The organism is Streptomyces sp. NPDC016851 (assembly GCF_055562795.1).
The window spans coordinates 141,684-163,744 of record NZ_JBVHEP010000015.1 but is presented as its reverse complement, the minus strand read 5'-3'; the positions used below and the strand labels follow the sequence as shown (position 1 = coordinate 163,744).

The 22,061-nt window shown below is 71.2% G+C and carries 18 protein-coding genes; 10 read left to right on the top strand and 8 right to left on the bottom strand.

Annotated elements, in window-relative coordinates:
* The first annotated feature begins 205 nt into the window (after positions 1–205).
* Both ACZ3I3_RS24125 and ACZ3I3_RS24120 read left to right on the top strand, forming a co-directional pair.
* On the top strand, positions 206–2,887 hold the full coding sequence (locus ACZ3I3_RS24125; RefSeq protein WP_467368264.1) for a cellulosome protein: 2,682 nt from the start codon (positions 206–208) through the stop codon (positions 2,885–2,887).
* Positions 2,888–3,044: 157 nt separating this feature from the next.
* Positions 3,045–5,411, top strand: coding sequence for a bifunctional serine/threonine-protein kinase/ABC transporter substrate-binding protein (locus tag ACZ3I3_RS24120; RefSeq protein WP_467368262.1), 2,367 nt, complete (start codon positions 3,045–3,047; stop codon positions 5,409–5,411).
* Positions 5,412–5,494: 83 nt separating this feature from the next.
* Here ACZ3I3_RS24120 and ACZ3I3_RS24115 read toward each other — a convergent pair whose 3' ends face one another.
* Entirely contained in the window at positions 5,495–6,190 is a 696-nt protein-coding gene (locus ACZ3I3_RS24115) for a TetR/AcrR family transcriptional regulator (protein WP_467368260.1), read from the bottom strand.
* Between the two features lie 43 nt (positions 6,191–6,233).
* The gene (locus ACZ3I3_RS24110) at positions 6,234–7,658 is read right to left on the bottom strand and encodes an aspartate ammonia-lyase (protein WP_467368258.1); all 1,425 of its coding nucleotides are present in this window, start codon (positions 7,656–7,658) and stop codon (positions 6,234–6,236) included.
* A 103-nt stretch (positions 7,659–7,761) separates the two neighbouring features.
* Between ACZ3I3_RS24110 and ACZ3I3_RS24105 the strand changes: the two genes are divergently transcribed.
* Genes ACZ3I3_RS24105 through ACZ3I3_RS24095 form a run of 3 tightly spaced genes read left to right on the top strand, consistent with a single transcriptional unit; the run spans position 7,762 to position 10,543 of the window.
* On the top strand, positions 7,762–9,105 hold the full coding sequence (locus tag ACZ3I3_RS24105; RefSeq protein WP_467368256.1) for a dicarboxylate/amino acid:cation symporter: 1,344 nt from the start codon (positions 7,762–7,764) through the stop codon (positions 9,103–9,105).
* A complete protein-coding gene (cuyB, locus tag ACZ3I3_RS24100) occupies positions 9,102–9,830 on the top strand; it encodes a cysteate racemase (protein WP_467368255.1) in 729 nt (242 codons plus the stop codon). Before ACZ3I3_RS24105 ends, cuyB begins: the two co-directional genes overlap by 4 nt.
* 20 nt (positions 9,831–9,850) lie before the next feature.
* A complete protein-coding gene (locus tag ACZ3I3_RS24095; protein WP_467368253.1) occupies positions 9,851–10,543 on the top strand; it encodes a GntR family transcriptional regulator in 693 nt (230 codons plus the stop codon).
* Positions 10,544–10,558: 15 nt separating this feature from the next.
* On the opposite strand, the gene ACZ3I3_RS24090 is transcribed toward ACZ3I3_RS24095, so the two are convergent.
* From ACZ3I3_RS24090 to ACZ3I3_RS24065, 6 genes are read right to left on the bottom strand one after another with little or no spacing between them, the layout of a single operon-like run.
* Positions 10,559–11,431, bottom strand: coding sequence for an SMP-30/gluconolactonase/LRE family protein (locus ACZ3I3_RS24090; RefSeq protein ID WP_467368251.1), 873 nt, complete (start codon positions 11,429–11,431; stop codon positions 10,559–10,561).
* A gap of 15 nt (positions 11,432–11,446) precedes the next feature.
* Complete coding sequence (locus ACZ3I3_RS24085; RefSeq protein WP_467368249.1) at positions 11,447–12,421, bottom strand: sugar kinase; 975 nt, start codon at positions 12,419–12,421, stop codon at positions 11,447–11,449.
* Positions 12,418–13,038, bottom strand: coding sequence for a bifunctional 4-hydroxy-2-oxoglutarate aldolase/2-dehydro-3-deoxy-phosphogluconate aldolase (locus ACZ3I3_RS24080; RefSeq protein ID WP_467368247.1), 621 nt, complete (start codon positions 13,036–13,038; stop codon positions 12,418–12,420). Before ACZ3I3_RS24080 ends, ACZ3I3_RS24085 begins: the two co-directional genes overlap by 4 nt.
* A 49-nt stretch (positions 13,039–13,087) precedes the next feature.
* Positions 13,088–14,233: a galactonate dehydratase gene (dgoD, locus tag ACZ3I3_RS24075; protein WP_467368245.1), complete on the bottom strand. Its 1,146-nt coding sequence runs from the start codon at positions 14,231–14,233 to the stop codon at positions 13,088–13,090.
* The gene (locus tag ACZ3I3_RS24070; protein ID WP_467368243.1) at positions 14,230–14,973 is read right to left on the bottom strand and encodes a FadR/GntR family transcriptional regulator; all 744 of its coding nucleotides are present in this window, start codon (positions 14,971–14,973) and stop codon (positions 14,230–14,232) included. The genes dgoD and ACZ3I3_RS24070 overlap by 4 nt, the downstream gene beginning before the upstream one ends.
* Positions 14,974–15,028: 55 nt before the next feature.
* Positions 15,029–15,790 carry an SDR family NAD(P)-dependent oxidoreductase gene (locus ACZ3I3_RS24065; protein ID WP_467368241.1) on the bottom strand — a complete coding sequence of 254 codons (762 nt, stop codon included), beginning with the start codon at positions 15,788–15,790 and terminating at the stop codon, positions 15,029–15,031.
* A 139-nt stretch (positions 15,791–15,929) separates the two neighbouring features.
* Here ACZ3I3_RS24065 and ACZ3I3_RS24060 point away from each other — a divergent pair, with 139 nt between their 5' ends.
* The 5 genes from ACZ3I3_RS24060 to ACZ3I3_RS24040 all read left to right on the top strand — a co-directional run bounded on the left by ACZ3I3_RS24060 (position 15,930) and on the right by ACZ3I3_RS24040 (position 22,060).
* Positions 15,930–17,969, top strand: coding sequence for a beta-galactosidase (locus tag ACZ3I3_RS24060; RefSeq protein ID WP_467368239.1), 2,040 nt, complete (start codon positions 15,930–15,932; stop codon positions 17,967–17,969).
* A 30-nt stretch (positions 17,970–17,999) separates the two neighbouring features.
* Positions 18,000–19,349 carry an ABC transporter substrate-binding protein gene (locus ACZ3I3_RS24055; protein WP_467368237.1) on the top strand — a complete coding sequence of 450 codons (1,350 nt, stop codon included), beginning with the start codon at positions 18,000–18,002 and terminating at the stop codon, positions 19,347–19,349.
* Complete coding sequence (locus tag ACZ3I3_RS24050) at positions 19,346–20,290, top strand: carbohydrate ABC transporter permease (protein ID WP_467368236.1); 945 nt, start codon at positions 19,346–19,348, stop codon at positions 20,288–20,290. The genes ACZ3I3_RS24055 and ACZ3I3_RS24050 overlap by 4 nt, the downstream gene beginning before the upstream one ends.
* Positions 20,287–21,219 (top strand): carbohydrate ABC transporter permease, encoded by a 933-nt coding sequence (locus ACZ3I3_RS24045; protein ID WP_467368234.1) that lies wholly within the window; start codon positions 20,287–20,289, stop codon positions 21,217–21,219. Before ACZ3I3_RS24050 ends, ACZ3I3_RS24045 begins: the two co-directional genes overlap by 4 nt.
* Before the next feature lie 214 nt (positions 21,220–21,433).
* The gene (locus ACZ3I3_RS24040; RefSeq protein ID WP_467368232.1) at positions 21,434–22,060 is read left to right on the top strand and encodes an NADPH-dependent F420 reductase; all 627 of its coding nucleotides are present in this window, start codon (positions 21,434–21,436) and stop codon (positions 22,058–22,060) included.
* Position 22,061: the final 1 nt, after the last annotated feature.

Genomic DNA, 22,061 nt, shown 5'->3' with positions numbered 1-22,061 from the left:
AAGCTAGGAACTGTCCGGGCGGCTGTCAACAGTCCGCGCAGCACTTCTTGGTCTGCGGCAGAGGTATTGCTGGGGGATTTCGCCGGTGCTAGCTTCCTGCGAACCGGTTCGACCGAGCGGCGGTCTGGCGATGCGTCGAACCGGTTCGACTCCTTCAGCGTCCGAGCAGTCACGTCCGAGCAGTACGGAACCCACGGAGACCTCAGTGCGACGAAGTAGAACGACTGTGGCCGGAGCCGTCGCGACGGCCGCCCTCGCCACGCTCCTGGCCGGCCCGTCCGCGGGCACCGCCGGGGCCGTGGAGCGGGAACGGCTCGTCATCGACCTCGCCACCGACACCGGCGCCTTCCACGGCGGCGCCGCCGGCTCGCTGTACGGCGTGTACGGCGACGGCGTGCCGAGCCGCAACCTCATCGAGGGCATGCACCTGCGCACGGTGTCGACGAAGGCGCAGGACGGTCCGCAGCACCCGGGAGCGGACGCGCTGGAGATGCTGCCGCCGTTCGTGGACTCGGGCGGCAAGGACGTCTACGTCTACATGACCGACATCTACCGCGGCTTCCCGTACCAGTGGCCGGGCGCCAGCGGCCCCGAGCGGCTCGCGGACTTCAAGGCGAAGATCAAGAAGCAGGTCCAGCAGGTCCTGACCATGGGCGAGTACAAGGACAACGTCGTCTACGTGCCCTTCAACGAGCCCGAAGGCAACATGTTCGGGACCGGCGAGTGGAGCTACAACAAGGTCTCCTGGCTGAACGACCCGCAGCACTACTTCGCGGCCTGGAAGGAGGTCTACCACCTCATCAAGGGCCTCGACCCGGACGCCCGCATCGCCGGCCCCAACACCAGCGTCCTCTACAACCAGGTCAAGGGCTTCCTGCAGTACGCCAAGGCCAACGACGTGGTGCCGGACGTGATGACCTGGCACGAGCTGTCGTCACCCGCAGCGGTCCGCACCAGCGTGGCGAAGTACCGGCAGATGGAGAAGGACGTCGGCGTCGGCCCGTTGCCGATCAACGTCAACGAGTACGGGCACAACTACCACCTGTCCGTGCCCGGCCAGGTCGTCCAGTGGGTCTCCGCCATCGAGGAGTCGAAGATCGACGCCGACCTGGCGTACTGGAACATCGACGGCAACCTCAACGACTCGGCCGTGGAGGCCAACAAGGGCAACGGCCAGTGGTGGCTGTTCAACGCCTACGGGCAGATGTCCGGCCACACGGTCGAGGTGACCGCCCCGCACCCCAACCAGCAGTACACCCTCCAGGGCGTGGCGACCCTCGACAAGGACAAGAGGCAGTCCCGGGCCCTCTTCGGCGGCAAGAGCGGCGACGCCGACATCGTCTTCGACCACATCGACCCGAAGCTGTTCGGGAAGAGCGTGCGCGCAACCGTCCAGGAGATCCCCTGGACCGGCCAGGTCGGCGACTCCGCCCAGCCGGCGCGGCTCGCGGACCAGGAGCTGACGGTCGGCGCGGACGGCTCGGTGACGCTGCCGATGACCGGCATGAACGAGATGTCCGCCTACCAGGTCATCCTCTCCCCCGGCGGCAACGGCGCCAAGCCGGCCGCGCCTTCGGTCAGCTGGCGCAAGACGTACGAGGCGGAGAACGCCACCTACACCGGCAAGGGTTACTCCAAGAACGGCCCCGAGGGCACGCCCTCCGACGTCGGCAAGTTCGCCACGTCGGGCGCCTACAACGTGGGCGGACTGCGCACCGGCTCCGACGGGGTCCTCGCCTTCGACGTCGAGGTCCCGCAGGACGGCACGTACGACCTGAGCGTCTTCGCCAACTCCTACAACCTGTACGACCTGGTGAAGGAGCAGGGCCCGACCAACGTCTTCCTGCGGGTCGACGGCAAGGAGCCGCAGGAACTGCGGCTGCCGCTGGGCTACAAGTGGGTGGTGTGGGGCCACACCGACACGACGGTGAAGCTGACGGCGGGCAAGCACCGGATCACGCTGGCCGCGCAGGACCCCGACCTCGGGGTCACGAAGGGTGACGCGATCATCGACAAGATCGACCTGTCCCTGCGCGACGAGAAGGTGACCGCCCCGGCGATCTACGAGGCCGAGTACGCCACCCTCTCCGGAACCCGGCCGGGCTACACCCACGCCGGCGCCTCCGGTCCCGGTGCCGTGAAGCTGCCGAAGGGCGCCTCCGCGACGTTCTGGGTCCACTCCCCCGCCGACGGTGAATCGACCGTGTCGGTCGACCACTTGGGCGGCGGCCGGGCGAGCCTGGCCCTCAACGGCGAGAAGCTCGACCTGCCCCTGGCCGGCGGAACCGGGAAGGGCACGGACACGGTCCGGCTGTTCCTGTCCGGCGGCATCAACAAGATCACTGTCACCGGTACGGCGGGCGAGCTGGTCCTCGACCGGCTGCGGGTCGCCCCGTCGAAGGGCACCCTCGTGCCCACCGTCTACCAAGCCGAGAACGGCACGCTCACCGGCGCGGCGAAGGTCACCGGCGCCTACCCGTTCGCCGCGAACGGCAAGGCCGTCACGGACATCGGCGACGGCAAGGGCAACGCCCTCACCGTCGACGTCGTGGCCGCCAGGGCCGGGCGGCACGCGCTGACCATCCGCTACTCCAACGCCGAGCAGGCACCCGCCACCCACTACAACCCCGACCCGATCGCCCGCCACGCCGACCTCTCCGTCAACGGCGGACCGGCCCGCCGGGTGCTGTTCCCGACCACGTTCCACTTCAACAACTTCTGGGACCTGACCGTCCCGGTCACCCTGAAGAAGGGCACGAACCGGCTGACCTTCACCGCCGAGGAACTCCCCGACTTCAACGGCGACACCTACAACCAGTACGACCAGCGGTCCCCGTACGCACCGGTGATCGACCGGCTCGCCGTCACGCCGATGGCGGCGAAGTAACCCCTGTTCTGCACGCGAGGCGCCGATCCGGAAACCCGGTCGGCGCCTCGCACCGCGCGTCAGCGTCCGCGCGGCACGTCACCCACAGGGGTGGTGAGGGAGGTCCTCCGCCCGGAAGGCGGAAACCCGGGGCTCCCGGCGCCGGTACGTTGGCACGGTGCGGCGGATCGGGGAGTTCACCGTGGAACGGCGCCTCGGTGCCGGCGGGATGGGGGTGGTGTACCTCGCGCGCAGTGCCGCCGGGCGGCGCGTGGCGCTGAAGGTGATCCGGCCCGAGTACGCGGACGAGCCGCACTTCCGGGCCCGGTTCCGGCGCGAGGTGGCGGCGGCACGCAAGGTGAGCGGGGCGTTCACGGCGCCCGTCCTGGACGCCGACCCGGACGGGGATCCGCCGTGGCTGGCGACGCAGTACGTCGTCGGCGACTCCCTGGACGACCGGGTGCGGTCCGGCGGTCCGCTGCCCGTGGCCGACGTCGTCCGGCTGGCCGGACAGCTCGCGGAGGCGCTGCGCGACATCCACCGGCAGGGCATCGTGCACCGGGATCTGAAGCCCGCGAACGTCCTGCTCGCCGAGGACGGCGTACGGGTCATCGACTTCGGCATCGCCCGCTCCCTGGCGCAGAGCCGGGCGCTGACCCGCAGCGGCGCGCTGGTGGGCACCCCGGCCTTCATGGCGCCGGAGCAGCTGATCTCGGCCCAGGCGGTCTCCCCGGCGACGGATGTGTTCGCGCTCGGTGGCGTGCTGGCCTTCGCCGCGCTGGGCCGCAGTCCCTTCGAGGATCCGGAAGCGGCGGGACTCGAGCCGATCGCGGTGGCCTTCGCGGTGGTGCACCAGGAGCCGGACCTCACCGGTCTTCCCGGAGCGCTGCGCGGGCTGGTGACCCGCTGTCTCAGCAAGGACCCGGCCCGCCGGCCCGGCCTGGAGGAAGTGCTGCGTCTGGCGACGAGGGCGGAGCAGAGCGACGGCGAGGACGGCAGCACGCGGCCCGTGCGGCGCCGGCGCCCCGGGAAGGCGGCGGTCGCCGCGCTGACGGCGTTGACCGCGCTGTTCCTGCCGGGTGATGTGTCACGGTCGGAGGCGTCGGCGGTCCTGCCCTGCGCGGACGGTATGACCGCCATCGGTGAGGGGCGCATGCGCCGATGCGTCGGTCTGCTGGCCGCTGACGCGTCGCCGGAGTTGCTGCGCCGCTCGTCGAGCCGGGCCGTCGCCCCTGTGCTGGAGCGGATCGCCGCCGAGAACCGGCGGGTCGTGGCGGCCGCCGCGCAGCCGGGCGGCCGGCCGTACGTGTCGATGGTGTATCTGACGCCCCTCACCGAGGAGTTCGACGGCACTGCCTCGATGGAGGCGGTGCGGCGGGATCTGGAGGGCGCCCATTTCGCGCAGCTCAGGACCAACGGCAGACTCGCCGGCGCGGGCGAAGGCGCCCCGGTCCGGCTGCTGTTCGGCCAGACCGGGGGCTCCGCCGAGCAGCGCAACCACACGGTCGGGCAGGTGCTCGGGGCCCGGCGTGCCCAGCGGATCGTGGCGGCCCTCGGACTGGGCGGCAGCACCGCCGCCAGCCAGGACATGGTGGAGGAGTTGACGGCCGGTGGCCTGCCCGCGTTCGGTTCGGTCCTCACCGCCGACTCCTGGTCGGCCGTTCCCGGGCTGGCGCGGGTCGCGCCCACCAACGCCGATCAGGCGGCGGCCGCCGTGCAGCACCTGTCGGCCGGGCCGCTCGCCCGCGCCCGGATCCTGTTCGTGCAGGACGTCGCGCCCGGGGACCAGTACACCAGCACCCTCGCCCAGCAGTTCCGCCTCCGGATACGGCCCGGCCGGCTCGTCCGCGCGGAACCCACCCTGTTCGACTCGTCGCGGACCGGTCCGACCGACTTCCGCGCCGCGCTGGCGGACGTGTGCCGGGTGAAGCCCGACGTCGTCTACTTCGCCGGCCGCGGCACCACGCTGCCGCAGCTCCTGACCGTCCTCGCCGAGCGCCGCTGCCGGGAGCACCGGATCACCGTGATGTCGGGCGACGACACCATGATGATCAGACACACGGCCGGCTTCGACGTGCGGGAACTGTCCGATGTGCTCGGCAAGGGCCGCATCGGCCTGCTCTACACCGGTCTCGCCCATCCCGGTGCGTGGGACTCGGCACCGGACGCGTTCGACGCGAACCTCGTCGCGCCCTTCCGCGACGGCAGGTTCACCGGCACGTTCCCGCACAGCGACCTGGAGGACGGCAGGGCCGTCATGATGCACGACGCCCTGCTCACCGCCGTGCGGGCGGTCCGGGTGACCCCCGCGGTGCCGGATCCGACGGTCACCGACGTGCACCGGACGCTGGCCCGGCTGCGGCAGGAGGGCCCTCTGCCGGGCGCGAGCGGCTGGATCGCCCTCGGCAACGACGGCGCCGCCCAGGACAAGGCGATCCCCGTCCTGCGGATCACCCCGGACGGCCGCACCACCGCCACCACGGTCACGTCGGCCGACGGCACCCCGCAGAGCGGGCCGGCTCGGGCGATGTCGGTCGCACCGTAGAACCGGGCGGGCTCCTGCCGCTCAGGGGGCCGCCACTCAGGAGGCGGGCTCCGTCACGCGGTGGGCGGGCCCCGGCCCGGTCGTCAGCGCTTGCCCGGGGCGGGCGCGGTGGGGCCGTCCGGGCCGGCGCGGAGCATCGCCTTGTAGAGCGCGTCGTGCTCGGGCGGGTCGGGCAGGGGGCCGCGGGCGGGGGCCTCCAACGACTGGATCATCAGGGCGACCACGCGTCGCCAGGCATCCGGGGCGGCGTCGCCCGTGGCGTTGACGACACCCGCGTTGGCCATGTGGATCAGTACCAGGTCGGAGGGGTCGAAGTCCTCGCGCAGCCGGCCGGCTGCCTTGGCGCGGTCGATGAGGCGCAGCATGGCCTCGTATGCCTCGTCGCGGCGCTGCTCCAGGGCTTTGGCGGTGGGGAAGGTCATCGTCAGGACGTCGGCGAAGCCGTGGTCGGCGGCCTGCATCGCACAGGCCGCCTCGATGTAACCGACGAAACCGTTCCAGGGGTCGGGGTCCTCCAGGGCGACCGTGACCGCGTCGGCGTAAGCGTCCATGCGGTCGGAGAAGACGGCGTCGACCAGCTCCTCCTTCGTCGGAAAACGGCGGAACATGGTCGCGATCCCCACGCCCGCCTCACGGGCCACCGACGCCATCGAGGCGCTCAGGCCGTCCCGCGCGAACACGATGCGCGCGGCGGCGATGATCCGCTCCCGGTTGCGCTCGGCGTCCTTGCGCAGCGGCTGGGCGGCGGGACCGTCGGAATGCTGGGCGCCAGGACTCATACCGGCCACTCTAACGATCGGATCACCGCGTCCCGTTCCTCCCTCAGGGCATGGTCAGCGCCTCCGGCAGCGGCGCCCGGCCGGTGAGGTTCTCCGGGCGCAGGATCGTGTCCAGTTGCTCCGTCGTGAGCAGACCCGCCTCCGTGGCCAGCTCCTTGATGCCGCGTCCCGTGGCGAGGGCCTCGCGGGCCAGCGCAGTGGAGGCGGCGTAGCCGATGTGGGGGGCGAGCGCGGTCACCAGGCCGATGGAGCGGTGGACCGTGTCGTGGAGGTGTTCGCGGTTGGCGGTGATGCCGGGGACACAGCGGGTGGCGAGCGTGTCGCAGGCCGCGCGCAGATGGGTCAGGGAGCGCAGCAGGCTGTAGGCGATGACCGGTTCGAAGGCGTTGAGCTGGAGCTGCCCGGCTTCGGCGGCCATGGTGACGGTCAGGTCGTTGCCGATGACCTCGAACGCGACCTGGTTGACGACTTCGGGGATCACCGGGTTGACCTTGCCGGGCATGATCGACGAACCGGCCTGCACCGGCGGCAGGTTGATCTCGCCGAGCCCGGCGGTGGGGCCGGAGGACATCAGGCGCAGGTCGTTGCACGTCTTGGAGAGTTTCACCGCGACGCGCTTGAGGACGCCGGAGAGCTGGACGAAGGCGCCGCAGTCCTGGGTGGCTTCGATGAAGTCGCCCGCGGGCCGGACGAGTTCGCCGCTGATGTCGGCGAGGCGGCGGCAGGCGAGTTCGGCGTAGCGGGGATGGCCGTTGATGCCGGTGCCGATCGCGGTGCCGCCGAGGTTGGACTCCAGTAGGAGGGCGGCGGCCTCGTTCAGGCGCTGGCGGTCCTCCTCGATCATGACGGCGTAGGTGGTGAATTCCTGGCCGAGGGTCATAGGAACGGCGTCCTGGAGCTGGGTGCGGCCCATCTTCAGGACGTCGCCGAACTCCGTCGCCTTGGCGGTGAAGACCGTGGCCAGCGCACCCAGGGAGGCGCCGAGCCGGCGCAGTGAGGCGACCAGGGCCAGACGTACGGCGGTGGGGTAGACGTCGTTGGTGCTCTGGCCGAGGTTGACGTGATCGAGCGGGTGGATCACGTCGTAGCGGCCGCGGGGGTGGCCGAGGATCTCCAGGGCCCGGTTGGCGATGACCTCGTTGGCGTTCATGTTCGTCGAGGTGCCGGCGCCGCCCTGGACGGGGTCGACGACGAACTGCTCGTGCAGCCGGCCGAAGCCGATCTCCTCGCAGGCCCTGATGATCGCCCCGGCGATGTCCGGCGGCAGCAGGCCCAGGTCACGGTTGGCCCGGGCAGCCGCCTGCTTGACGGCGGCCAGTGAGGCGATCAGGTCGGGGAACTGCGCGATGGTCGACCCGGTGATCGCGAAGTTCTCCACCGCCCGCGCCGTGTGCACGCCGTAGTAGGCGTCTGCCGGGACCTCCTTGTCCCCCACCAGGTCGTGTTCCCCGCGTGTGGTCGGCGTCATCCGATGCTCCTCGTCCTTGCGGGCCCCTTGACAGGCCGCCGCTTCCGCCCTCAGTGTTACCGGCCAACACGCAGAACGCAATATATTGCATGACGGGAGCATCATGAGTCGCGTTCACCCCCACCCCACCAGCACGGACACTCCAGCGACCCGGCCCTCGGGCTTCTGGCGGCGCTGTCTGCGGATGCCGATCGGAGTCCAGTCGGTCATCGCCGTCGGCCTCGGCGCCCTGATCGGAACCCTCGCTCCGACGGCCGGCGAGCAGATGAAGATCCTCGGGGAGGTGTTCCTGAACCTGGTGCAGGTCGTGGTCCTGCCGCTGGTCTTCCCGCTCATCGTGCTGGGCATCGCCCGCATGGAGTCGGTCAAGAAGGTCGGCCGGATCGCCGGCAAGGCCATCCTCTACTTCGAGATCGTCACCACCGTCATCCTGCTGATCGCGGTGGGCCTGGCCAAGCTCACGGGCATCGGCAAGGGCGCTCCCGTCCACGGGGCCGACGCCAAGGACCTGGACGGCATGAGCCAGGGCATCGACTTCCACGAACTGCTCCTGCACGCCGTACCGAAGAACATCTTCGCCGCGTTCAGCGAGGGCAACCTGCTCGGCGCGATCGTCTTCGCCCTCCTCGTCGGCGTCGCCATGGCCGCGATCGGGGAGAAGTCCGAGCCCTTCGCCTCCGTCCTGGAGTCCGTCGCCGCGGTGATGTTCAAGGTCGTCGGCTACGTCATCCGCATCGCACCGCTGGGCGTGCTCGGCTTCATCTCCTACGACGTCGCCCACTACGGCTTCGGCAACCTCCGCAGCCTGCTGGGCTTCATCGCCGTGGTCTACGCGGGCCTGGCCATCGTCGTCGGCGTGCTGTTCCCGCTCATCGCCGCGCTCTACCGCATCCGCTACGTCGAGCTGATGAAGTCGATCGCCGGGCTGGCCGGGATCGCCTTCGTCACCCGCAGCTCCGAGTCCGTCCTGGCACCGCTGATGGGCAAGCTCGAGGCGTTCGGCCTCAGCCGCTCGACGACCTCGTTCGTCGTCCCCCTCGGCTACTCCTTCAACACCGACGGCTCCGTCCTCTACCAGGCCGCCGCCCTGGTCTTCCTCGCCAACGCCTACGGGGCCGACACGTCCCTGCCCGCCCTGCTCCTCATGGTCGGCGTGCTGGTGATCCTCTCCAAGGGCATGGCCGGTGTCGCCTCCGCGTCCATCGTCGTCCTCATCGCCGCCGGCAACTCCGTCGGGCTGCCCGCCGAGGGCATCGCCCTGCTCCTCGGTGTGGACTTCATCGTCGACATGGCCCGCACCGGCGTGAACGTCATCGGCAATTCGCTCGCCGCCGCCGTCGTCGACAGCTCCGAGAAGAGGCGTGAGGCGAAACGCGGCGGACCTGACGCCCCCGGCAGCCCGGCCGAGGCCGACGCCCCGTCCTTCGAGAAGGAACCCGCCCAGTGACCACCCCCACCTCGGAGATCATCGGCATCCTGGGCGGCATGGGGCCGGCGGCCACCGCCGACTTCTACGCCAAGCTGGTGTCGATGACTCCGGGCAGCAGCGACCAGGACCACCTCCGTACGGTCATCTGGTCGGACCCCACCATCCCCGACCGCACCGACGCCCTGCTCGGCGACGGCCCCGATCCCACGCCCTGGCTCCTCGACGGCAGCCGCGTCCTGCGCGAGGCCGGCGCCACCGTCATCGCGATCCCCTGCAACACCGCGCACGCCTTCGTCCCGCGCATCGCCGACCACGTCGGCCTGCCCATCGTCCACATGATCGGCGAAGTGGCCCGGCACCTCACCACCGTGCGCCCGCGCATCCACACCGCCGGACTGCTCGCCACCACCGGCACCCTGCGCGCGGGCCTGTACCAGGAGTGGCTGGACCGCTTCGGGATCCGCCTCGTGCTGCCCGACGGCGGCAGCCAGGACCGTGAGGTGATGGCCGGCATCCGTGCGGTGAAGGCCGGTGACCGGGACGGCGCGGCCACTACCCTGGAGCGCGCCGCGCGGCGCCTGGTCGAGCAGGGCGCCCAGGCGGTGATCGCGGGCTGCACCGAGATCCCCCTCGGCCTGCCCGCCGACGCCGTGGACGTTCCCCTCGTCGACCCGGCGCTGATCCTGGCCCAGGCACTCGTCCGCCGGGTCAGAAGCGGGACCACGGCCGGAGAGGCCGCCTAGAGCGATGTACTGTACGCAATATGTCACTGGACAGTCCTGTCTCCCGCCGCCTCCTCAGCGACGAGGTCTTTCACCGCCTGCGCGACTCCATCGTGCGCGGAGAACTCGCCCCCGGGGAAAAGGTCAAGGACGGTGAACTCGCCGAGCGCCTCGGTCTCAGCCGCACACCGGTGCGCGAGGCGCTCGCCCGGCTCGCGGACATCGGCCTGGTCGAGGCGAAACCCGGCGTCTACACACGCATCACCACCCTCAACCGCCGCGACGTCGAGAAGACCCTCGCCGTGCTGCGCTCCCTGGACCAGCTCGCCGTCGAGACGGCCGTACCGGCCATGACCGAGCAGGACCTTCAACGGATGCGCGAGGCCAACCGGGACTTCGAACGGGCCGTCGCCGCCAACGACACCGACGCCGCTCTGGCCGCCGACGACCGTTTCCACGCCGTCCCCATCGCGGCGGCGGACAACCCCGTCCTGAGCCGGATCGTCGAGCAGCTCCACCCGCAGATCCACCGCATCCTCTACCGGAAGTTCTCCACCCTCCTCGGTGGCCGCAACACCATCGAGCACCACGACGAACTCATCACCGTCTGCGCCGGCGGCGACGCCCACGCCGCGGCCGAACTCTCCGGCCGGCACTGGTCCGAACTCGGCGGCCACATCAACCGGCTCTTCGACACCAACCAGTTCACGGAAGCCGGGGCAGGCTCCGCGTAGTGGCGGATGCCGTGTTCAGCCCCGCCAGGAACACGCCGCCGTTCCCTTGACCGGTACGGGGACACTGAGTACCGCACCGGAGGTCGCGTCCGGGTTCTTGACGCCGTACCTGGCCGTGGTGACGAGGAGACGGTTGCCGCCGGGGTGCAGGCATACGGACGTGGGATGCGGCGCGGGCACGGTCAGGCTGTGGAGCAGGCGGCCGTCGGGGTGGTACCGGCGGACCGCTCCGGCGCCCCACATCGCGGCCCACAGACAGCCCTCCTCGTCGACGGTCATTCCGTCGGGGCTTCCTTCGGCCTCGCTCAGGCGGGCGAAGGTGTCCGGACCGCCGATGAGGTCGCCCGAGACGGGGTCGACCCGGCAGCGGAGGATCGTGCCGGCGGCCGTGTCGGCGAGGTACATGGTCGTGCCGTCGGCGGTGAAGGCCGGGCCGTTGGCGATGGTCAGGCCGTCGAGGACGCGTACGACCGTGCCGTCGGGGTCCGTCCGGTAGAGCGAGCCGGCGCCGCGCGTGCCGTCGTAGGCCATGCTGCCCGCCCAGAAGCGGCCGGCCGGGTCGGCGACGCCGTCGTTCATCCGGCTGGGGAGCGGGGTGCGGTCCTCCGGGCGGTCCAGCCAGTCCAAGGAGCCGTCGGCGGAGAGCAGCGCGATGCCCCTGCCCGCGGCGGCGATCCAGGTGCCCGGCCGGTCCGCCACCGGCGCGACGGCCCCCAACGGCACCTCCAGCCCTGCGAGTTGGACCGGCCCCGTGGTGTCGCGCAGTTCGAAGAGCCGGCCGCTGAGGATATCGACGTACACATACCGGCCGTCGACCCAGCGGCCGCCCTCGGCGAGTTCGTACCCGCCGTCCACGACGACCGTCGCCGGCGCTGCTGCTGATGTCATGTCCGGTCTCCTGGCTCAGCGGATGGTCGTGCCGTCGGGCTCGTCGAACAAGCCGAGCTCATCCCGCGTCGGGAGGCCCTCCCAGTCGCCGCGGGTGGCGACGGCGAAGGCGGCGGTGGTGACGGCCCGGTGCAGACGGGCGGGAATGTCCGCGCCGTCCAGGAACCCGGACAGGTATCCGGCGACGAAGGCGTCGCCCGCGCCGACCAGATCGACCGCGTCGACCCGCCGGGCGGCGCGGTCGGTCACCCCGTCGGCGGTGAAGCTCGTCGCGCCGCGTCCGCCCCGTTTGACGACCACCTCGCGGACACCTGCGGACAGGAGGGTGTCTACGGCCTCCGGCTCTTCCGCCTCGGGCCGGTCCAGCATCAGCGGCAGTTCGTCCTCGGAGGCGATGAGCAGGTCGACGTGGGCCAAGATCGGCCGCAGGGCTGTACGCGCCCGATCGGCGGACCACAGCCGGGAGCGGTGGTTGACGTCGAAGCACACCGTGATGCCGGACTCACCTGCTGCGGCGGCTGCGGCCAGGGTGGTCTCGGCCGCCGACGGGCCGAGCGCCGGGGTGATGCCGGTCAGATGCAGGACGCGGGACCCGGGGGCCAGGGCGGGCAGGACGTCGGCCGGTGAGACGGCCGAACCGGCGGATCCCGCGCGGTAGTAGCTGACGCGGGTGAGGGTGCCCAGGCGGGGTTCGGTCAGGAGCAGGCCCGTGGGGCGGCCGGTGTCGTCGGTGACCGCGTGGCCGGTGTCGATGCCCTCGGCGCGGAGCGTGCGCAGGACCAGCGCGCCGAGTTCGTCCGCACCGACCCGGCCGGCCCAGCGCACGCGGTGTCCGAGCCGGGCCAGACCGATGGCGACGTTGGACTCGGCTCCGGCCACGGACAGACCGAGACTGCCGCCGAGACGCAGGGCGCCCTGGGCCCGCAGCGCCGCCATCGTCTCGCCGAAGGTCACCACGTCGGGCGGGGTCGTGCCGTCCGGTGTCGTCACGGCGTCTCCCCCGCGGCCACCTCGCGGAACACGGCCGCGCGGGCGCGGAGTCGGTCCAGGTCGCCGCCGTCGGCCGCGTCCCCGACCAGCGGTGAGCCGACGCCGACGGCGGTGGCGCCCCGGTCCAGATAGTCGCGGGCGGCCTGTGCGTCCACTCCGCCGACGGGCACGAACGGCACCTCGGGGAACGGGTCGCGCAGGGCCCGCAGATAGCCGGGGCCGCCGAGGGAGCCGGGGAAGAGTTTGATCGCGTCGGCGCCCCGGGCGAGGGCGAGTTCGATCTCGGTCGGTGTCAGGGCACCCATCAGCACGGGTATGCCGTAGGGCTCCAGTCCGTCGACCAGCGCCGGGGTGACGAGGTACGAGGCGCCTGCGTCCACGGCTCGCCCGGCGTCGGCGGCCGAGCGGACGGTTCCGGCGCCGAGGAGCGCGTCGGGGCCGAGTTCGGCGCGGGCCCGCCGGATGACGGTCAGGGCGTCGGCGGTGGTCAGTGAGACCTCGACTGCCGCGATGCCCTCCTCGGCGAGGGTGCGTACGGTGCGCAGTGCCGCGGCGGGGTCCTTGCCGCGCACGATCGCCAGCAGGCGGTGGGCGCGCAGCGATTCCACCAGGTTCATGGAAGGGGGCTCTCCTTGGGCGTGAGGTGCGAGGGGGCCGGGCGGGAGCTCACCATTCGGTGAACGCCCCGTCGGCTCCCCGCCAGACGGGGTTGCGCCAGCGGTGTCCGGCCTCGGCGGCACGGCGGACGGCCTTCTCGTCGATGTCGACGCCGAGACCGGGGCGGGACCCGCGGACGGCGTAGCCGCCCTCGAAGCGGAAGGGTTCGGGGTCCATCACGTACTCCAGCAGGTCGCACTGCCGGTTGTAGTGGATGCCCATGCTCTGTTCCTGGATGAGGAAGTTCGGCACGGAGAAGGCGATCTGCAGGCTGGCGGCGAGGGCGATCGGGCCGAGCGGGCAGTGGGGTGCCATGGTGACGTCGTACGTCTCGGCCATGGCCGCGATGCGGCGGACCTCGGAGATGCCGCCGGCGTGCGAGAGGTCGGGCTGGGCGACGGCGATGCCGCTGGTCATGACCTCGCGGAAGTCCCAGCGGGAGTAGAGGCGTTCGCCGGTGGCGAGCGGGATGCTCGTGGACTCCACCAGGCTGCGCAGGTGGCCCGAGTGTTCCGGAAGGACGGGCTCCTCGACGAACAGCGGGTGCAGGGGTTCCAGCAGCGGCAGCAGGCGGCGTGACATGGCGGTGGAGACGCGGCCGTGGAAGTCGACGGCGATGTCCCGCTCGTCGCCCAGCACCTCGCGGACGGCCGCGACGCGTTCGACGACCTCGGCGGTGCGGGCCGGGGTGTCGATCGGGGCGAGTTCGGCGGAGGCGTTCATCTTCACGGCCGTGAAGCCGGCCTTCATCTGCTCCCGGGCCAGCTCCGCCACGTCGCTCGGGCGGTCGCCGCCGATCCAGGCGTACATCCGGACGCGGTCGCGTACCGGGCCGCCGAGGAGGCGGTGCACCGGGACGCCGTAGGTCTTGCCGGCGATGTCCCACAGGGCCTGGTCGATGCCGGCGACGGCGCTGGAGAGGATGGGGCCGCCGCGGTAGAAGCCGCCCTTGGTGAGCACCTGCCAGTGGTCCTCGATGCGCAGCGGGTCCCGGCCGACGAGGTGGTCGGCCAATTCGTGGACCGCGGCGCGCACCGTCTCGGCACGGCCCTCGACCACGGGCTCGCCCCAGCCGGTGATGCCCTCGTCGGTGGCGACGCGCAGGAACAGCCAGCGCGGAGCCACCAGGAACGTCTCAAGTGCGGTGATCTTCAAGGAGCTTCCTTCGGCTGCGTGTCGGGGGCTTCGTCCTGGCCGTCCCGCGCCCGGACGGCCGCCAGGTCGTCGGAGGCCTGGGCCAGCAGGGACTCGACGGCGGCCACGGCGGCGTCCGGGTCGCCCGCTGCGACCGCGTCCAGCAGTTCCTGGTGCACGGGTATGGAGTCGGAGTGGTGCTGGGCGCCGTGCACGATCCGGTCGCGGACGCGCAGACCGGCCTCGATGACCACCTCCATGCGGCTGAGCAGTTCGTTGTGGGCGGCGTCCAGCAGGGCGCGGTGGAAGGCGAGGTCCGCCTCGACCATGGCGTCCGCGTCCGTGCCCGCCGCCGCCATGGCGTCGAGCGCCTGCCGCATCGCGTCCAGGTCGGACGGGGTGCGGCGGGCCGCGGCGAGCCGGGCTCCGGCGGGCTCGACGATCGCGCGGACCTCGGCGAGGTCCTCCAGGAAGGCGTCGGTGGGCGCGCTGCTGCCCTGCCAGCGCAGCAGGTCGCTGTCGAGCAGGTTCCAGTCGGCGCGGGGCCGGATGGTCGTCCCGCGCTTCTGCTTCGACTCGAGCAGGCCCTTGGACGCCAGTACGCGCATCGCCTCGCGGACGACGGTCTTGCTGACGCCGAGTTCCGTCTCGAACTTGACCGGGTCCACCACGGAGCCCGGGGGATAGTCGCCGCGGATGATGCGCCGGCCCAGCTCCTCCACGGCCTGGCCGTGCAGCCCCTTACCGGGATGGGTCACCACGTTCTCCGTTTCCGCTCCGGTCCTGTGCGCCGCGGCCGCGCTCGGTGCGCGGCGCTCACGAGGACTCCTTCATGACGCTCCATCCTCCATCGACCACGAGGCTCGCTCCGGTCACGAAGGAGGCGTCCGCCGACGCCAGGAAGGCGACGGCGGCGGCGACCTCCTCCGGCTGCCCGAACCGCTTGGCCGCCGTGGCCGCCACGCTGCGCGCCCGGTCGGCTTCCGGGATCCCGTCCCACGCGGCGGTGAGGACGGGTCCGGGCAGCACCGTGTTGACCCGGATGTCCGGCCCGTACTCGACGGCCAGCTGCCGCCCCAGCGAGCACAGCGCGCCCTTCGCCGCGGCGTAGGCGGCGTGGCCGGGCAGGCCGATGACCGCATGCACCGAGGAGGTGAGGACCACGGAGCCCCGAGCCTCGCGCAGCATGGCCGCGAAGGTCTTCATCGCCCGCCAGGCCGGCTTGAGCAGCACGGCCATCTGGCCGTCCCACTCGGCCTCGGCCATCTCGTGGGCGGGCTTGTTGAGCTGGGCGAAGGCGTTGCTGTGCAGCACGTCCAGCCGGCCGTGCCGTTCCTGGACATGGCGGGCCAGGTTCTCCCAGTCGGCGGCCGAGGTCACGTCGCAGCGCACGTACTCCGCAGGCCCTCCCCCGGCCTCGATGTCGGCCGCGACCGTCTTGCCGGCCGTGTCGTCGACGTCCGTCACCACGACCGTCGCGCCCTCGTCGGCGAGTCTGCGGGCCGTGGCCGCGCCGATTCCGTGCGCGGCGCCGGTGATCACCGCCACGCGCCCCGCCATCCTGCGGCATTCCGTCATTCCGCGCCTCTCCCCTCGACCGCCTGCACTCGAGTCTGCTCCGACTGCTCCAGTCAGCATGCTCCAGTCAGCATAACTGTTTCAATTAATAATGAATATATCTTGACGGGCTGGTGATGACGCTCCGAGACTGACCGCCATGCGACAGGCAGACTCAAGTGCGATCGACGCCCGGCGGCGACTGCGCCCGCCCGGGATCGCCTTCGGCGGCGACTACAACCCCGAGCAGTGGCCCGAGGAGGTGTGGGCCGAGGACGTGGCGCTGATGAAAGAGGCGGGCGTCTCCCTGGTGACGGCCGGGATCTTCTCCTGGGCGAAGGTGGAGCCGAGGCCCGGCGAGTACGACTTCGGCTGGTTCGACCGGGTCATGGACCACCTCGCCGGAGCGGGGGTGGCCGTGTGCCTGGCCACCATGACGGCGTCGCCGCCCCCGTGGCTGTCCCGGCTGCACCCCGGCATCCTCCCCGAGACCGCCGACGGGCGGCGCATGTGGCCCGGTGGACGCCAGCACTACTGTCCCTCCAGCCCCGTCTACCGCGAACACGCCACGCGTCTGGTCGAGCGGCTGGCCACCCGGTACGCCGACCACCCGGCGCTGGAGATGTGGCACATCGGCAACGAGTACGGCTGCCACACCCCGATGTGCTGGTGCGAGGAGTCGGCCGCCGACTTCCGGCGCTGGCTGGCCGAGCGGTACGGCGACGTCGAGGCGCTCAACGACGCCTGGTCGACGGCCTTCTGGGCGCAGCGCTACGACAGTTTCGACGAGGTGCTGCCGCCCCGGCTCGCGCCGACCTTCCCCAACCCCGCCCAGCAGCTGGACTTCGCCCGGTTCTCCGACGACGCCCTGCTCCGGTGCTACCTCGCGGAGAAGGAGGTGCTGCGGCGGATCACCCCGGACGTGCCGGTCACGACGAACTTCATCGGTGTGCACAAGCCCGTCGACGCCTTCCGCTGGGCCGCCGAGGAGGACGTCGTGTCGGTCGACGTCTACCAGGACCCGCACGACGCCGGCACCCACATCGCGGCCGGGTTCATCTTCGACGTCACCCGGTCCGCCCGCGCCGGGCAGCCGTGGATGCTGATGGAGCAGGCCCCGAGCGCGGTCAACTGGCGTGACCGCAACGGGCCCAAGCCGCCCGGGCGGATGCGGCTGTGGAGCTGGCAGGCGGTCGCCCAGGGCGCGGACGCGGTGCTGTACTTCCAGTGGCGGCAGTCCCGGGGCGGCGCCGAGAAGTACCACTCGGCGATGGTCCCGCACGGCGGCACCGGCACCCGGATCTTCCGTGAAGTGAGCGAGCTGGGCCACGAGTTGGCATCGGTACCGGAGATCGCCGGCACCCGGTCCACCGCCGAGGTCGCCCTCGTCCTGGACTGGAACAGCTGGTGGGCGCTGGAGCTGGACTCGCACCCGTCGACCGCGCTCAACCAGATGGAGACCGCGCTCGCCCACTACCGGCCGCTGTTCGAAGCCGGCGTCGCCTGCGACGTCGTACCCCCCGACCGCGACCTGTCAGGCTACCGCCTCGTCGTCGTGCCCAACCTGTACCTGCTGAAGGAACGGGATGCCGAACGCCTCACCGCGTTCGTGCGCGGTGGCGGCCATCTGCTCGTGTCGTTCTTCTCCGGCATCGTCGACGACTGCGACCGGGTGCACCTGGGCGGGTACCCCGCGCCCCTGCGCGAGGTACTGGGCCTGCGCGTCGAGGAGTTCTGGCCGCTCGCGGAGAACGAGACGGTGGACGTCAGGCACGCGGACGGCACGGTCTGCCGCGCCGACCTGTGGTCGGAGGCCCTCGTACCCGAAGGCGCCCAGGTGGTGGCCGAGTTCGGTTCCGGGCCCCTGGCCGGGCAGCCGGCCGTCACCCGGCACTCGTTCGGCGAGGGAAGCGCGTGGTACGTCGCGACGCGTCTCGCCCCCAAGGCCATGCGAGCGCTGACGGAGGACGTGTGCCGTGCGGCGTCCGCCGGGCCCGTGCTGCCGGGGCTTCCCGAGCACGTCCAGGCGACCGTGCGCGAGGGCGACGGCGGACGGTTCCTCTTCCTGCTGAACCACGGGCAGGAGGAAGCCGACATCCAGTTGCCCGAGCCGATGACCGATGCCTTGACCCAGGGGGCGACTCCCGCGGACCGCCTGACGCTGCCCGCGGCCGGAGTGGCCGTGCTCGTAGAGCCGTAGACAACCGAGCTCGAGAAACAAGGGACGCACATGAACAGCTCACCACCCTCGCGGAGGTCTGTGCTGCGGTGGGGTGCCGGGGCGGCCGGGCCGGCCGCGCTCCCGGCCCTCACCGCCTGCGGCCAGACCGTCGGAGCCGCCCGCACCACCCGACAGGCCGCCACGCGCCGCGGCCAGAAGGTCAAGCTCGTCTTCTGGACCTGGGTGCCGATGCAGAAGAGCGTCGACCTGTGGAACCGGACGCACCCGGACATCCAGGTCGAGATGCAGACCATCCCGCAGAACGTGACGGGCGGCTACCAGAAGATGCACGCCTCGCTGACGGCCGGGAACCCTCCCGACCTGGCGCAGGTCGAATACCACGAGCTTCCCAGCTTCATGCTGGTCAACGGCCTGACGAACCTGAGCGAGTACGGCGCCGACGAACTGCGCGACAGCTATGTGCCGTGGCAGTGGCAGCAGGGCGTCTTCGACGGCCGGGTCTACACCATCCCGCAGGCGTCCGGCCCGATGGGACTGTTCTACCGCCGGGACCTCTTCACGAAGTGGGGCATCGCAACGCCCGCCACCTGGGCCGAGTTCGAGGACGCGGCCCGCGTGGTCAAGGCCCGCGGCAACGGGGCCAGGCTCTGCGCGTTCGCACCCAACCAGCCCAGCTGGTTCGCCGCGATGTGCTGGCAGCGCGGCGCACGGTGGGTACGGACGGAGGGCGACACCTGGGTCGTCGACATGGACGACGACCTCTCCCGCGAAGTCGCGGAGTACTGGGAGAGGATGGTCCGCGACGACCTCGTCTTCGTCGAACCCGACATGTCCAACGCCTGGTACAAGCATGTCCAGACCGGGCAGATCTCCGCGTGGGTCGGTCCGCAGTGGGGCGACGCCCTGCTGCGCGGCAACGCGCCGGGCACCGCGGGAAAGTGGCGGGTCGCCCTGCTGCCCCAGTGGAAGGAAGGACAGAAGGCCTCCGCCAACTGGGGCGGATCGTCCACCGCGATCCTCCAGGGCACCCGGCACCCGCGCGAGGCGCTGCAGTTCGCGCACTGGATCAACACCGACCGCCGGGCCGTCGACCTGAACGTCTCCGTCGGCTACGGCTGGCCCGCGGCCGCCGGCATCTTCCGCGGATCGGCGCTCGACAAACCCGACCCGTTCTTCGGCGGGCAGCGCTACAACGACGTGTTCACGCTGTCCGACCGGGCGATCGACACCTCCTGGAAGTGGTCGCCCACCACCGACGCCGACTTCGCCCAGCTCCAGGACGCCTTCGGCGCCGCCATCGACGGAGCCGGCAGCCTCACCGGTGCGCTGGCCGACGCCCAGAAAAGCACCGTGGACAACCTGAAGGCGAAGGGCCTGAAGGCAAGGAGCGCGCGATGAGCACCACGATCGACCGGACGAAGAAGTCCCCACCGGGCAGCCGGCGTTCGGCTTGCCCCGACCGGGCGGCCTGGGGGTTCCTGCTCCCCTTCGTCGCTCTCTTCCTGTTCACCTTCGTCCTCCCCCTCGGCTACGCGGTCTACCAGAGCCTGCTCACCCCCGTGCGTTCCGGCGCTCTGGGCCTGGGCCCGGCCACCCTCGGCTTCGCCGGACTGGACAACTACGCCCTCGCCCTGCAGCAGTCGGCCTTCCTGGAGAGCTTCGCGCGGGTACTGCTCTTCGGCGTGGTGCAGATCCCCGTGATGCTGCTGCTGGCCACCGCGCTGGCACTGGCACTCGACACGCTCTCCCACCGCTGGGCGGGCATCCTGCGTGCCGCCTACTTCCTGCCGTACGGCGTCCCCGGCGTCATCGCCTCCATCCTGTGGGGCTTCCTGTACGTGCCGGGCGTCAGCCCGCTCACCGATCTGCTCGGCAGGATCGGGCTCGCGCCCGACTTCCTCGGCTACGACACCGCGCTGTGGTCCATCGCCAACATCGTGATCTGGGAGTTCGCCGGCTACAACATGCTGGTGATCGTCGCCCAGCTCAAGGCGATCCCGCAGGAGCTGTACGAGGCCGCCCGCATCGACGGGGCCGGCGCATGGCAGACGGCGGTGCGGATCAAGCTGCCGCTCGCCCGGCCGGCCCTGGTGCTGACCGGCGTGTTCTCCATCATCGGCACGCTGCAGTTGTTCGCCGAACCCCTGGTCATCAAGCCGCTCACCCCGGCGGTCACCACCTCCTACACACCGAACCTGAGCGCGTACAACGAGGCGTTCGCCAACAACAACATCTACCTCGCCGCGGCCGAGTCGGTGATCCTCGCCCTGGTGGCGAGCGTGCTGTCCTTCGGCTTCCTCAGCCTGGTGAACCGCAGGGAAGGAAGGGATGCACGGTGAGCGTGTCCACACCCCGCACCGAGGAACCGACAGCCGCATCCGCCCACGTTCCGCAGGCGACCGGGCGAGGACGTGACAGCGGACCGCGCCGTCGCGTGAAGCCCTCGCGGATCCTGCTGGTCGCCCTGCTGACCATCGCGACGCTCTACTTCCTGCTGCCCGTCTACTGGCTGGTGGTGGCCTCCACCAAGAGCAGCGCCGGCCTCTTCGGCACCTTCGGACTGTGGTTCTCCGACCCGCAGTGGCTGGACAACCTGTCGAAGGTCTTCTCCTACGGCGACGGCGTCTTCTGGAGCTGGACCCTCAACAGCGTTCTGTACGCGGGTGTGGGTGGCGTGCTGGCCACCCTGCTCGCGGGCGCCGCCGGCTACGCCCTCGCCGTGTACCGCTTCCGCGGCCGGGAGGCGGTCTTCAAGGTCGTCCTCGCCGGTGTGCTGCTTCCCAGTACCGCGCTCGCGCTGCCGCTGTACCTGCTGTTCAGCAAGGTGGGCCTGGCCGACACCTACTGGGCGGTGCTGATTCCCAGCGTCGTCAGCCCGTTCGGGGTGTACCTGTGCCGGATCTACGCGGAGGCCGCGGTACCGGCCGAGATGCTGGAGGCGGCCCGCGTGGACGGCGCGGGCGAGTGGCGGATCTTCGGCACCCTCGTGCTGCGCACCATGACTCCCGCGCTCGTGACCGTCTTCCTGTTCCAGTTCGTCGGCATCTGGAACAACTACTTCCTGCCGCTGGTCATGCTCTCGGACGAGCGCAAGTACCCGATCACCCTGGGCCTGACGACCTGGCAGGCGGCGGCCAACCGCATTCCCGAGCTCAACCAGCTCACGGTGGGCGGCGCGTTCCTCTCCGTCCTCCCGCTGGCCGCCGCGATGCTCGTCCTGCAGCGCTACTGGCGCTCCGGACTGACCCAGGGCAGCGTCAAGGGCTGAGGGGCGGGGCGCTCGCCCCCGGACCGGCCGCCTTGCGGAACGCCTCGTGGACCAGTTTGGGCCGCTCGTCGGCGAAGGTGAGCAGACCCCGCCCGCGTCGTCGAGGAAACGCACTCCTGACCAACGCCGCCCACCGGACTAGGTCTTTGGTGCCCCGGTCCATTCGGCCCGAGGTCCGATCCGCCGCTCTCCGGCGGCAGCTAGCGTCCCATCCATGCGCTTAGGACTACTTGGCACCGGCAACGTCGCCCGAGCATTGGCCCACGGCTGGAGCGCCGCAGGACACGATGTGCTCCTCGGCTCACGCCGACCTGACGAGCGGGCGGGCCTCGGTCTCCCTGTAGCGGGCCTGAAGGACACAGCAGCCCACGCGGAGGTGCTCGTCAACGCCACCCCGGGGACCGTCTCCGTGGAACTTCTGCACTCCATCGGGGCATCGGCTCTGGCCGGCACCCTGCTGATCGATGTCGGGGTCGGTCTCTCCGACGACTTCACCGAGCTCTCGCACCCCAACAGCAGCCTGGGGGAACAGATCCAGGAGGCCTTTCCCCTGACACCCGTCGTCAAGACGCTGTGCACCATGGACTCGACGGTGATGGTCGCTCCGGGCGATCTGGACGGCCCGAGCACCGTCTTCCTCTCCGGCGACGACCCGGAAGCCAAACGGACCACCGGCCGGCTACTCACCGACCTCGGCTGGCCTCCGTCGTCCCAGCTCGACATCGGCGGCATCACCACAGCCCGCGGACAGGAGCATTTCGCCCTGCTCTTCATGGGCATCGCGGGCGGACTGGGTTCTCACACGTTCAACATCAACGTCGTTGCCCGCCCTGCTGCCTGAC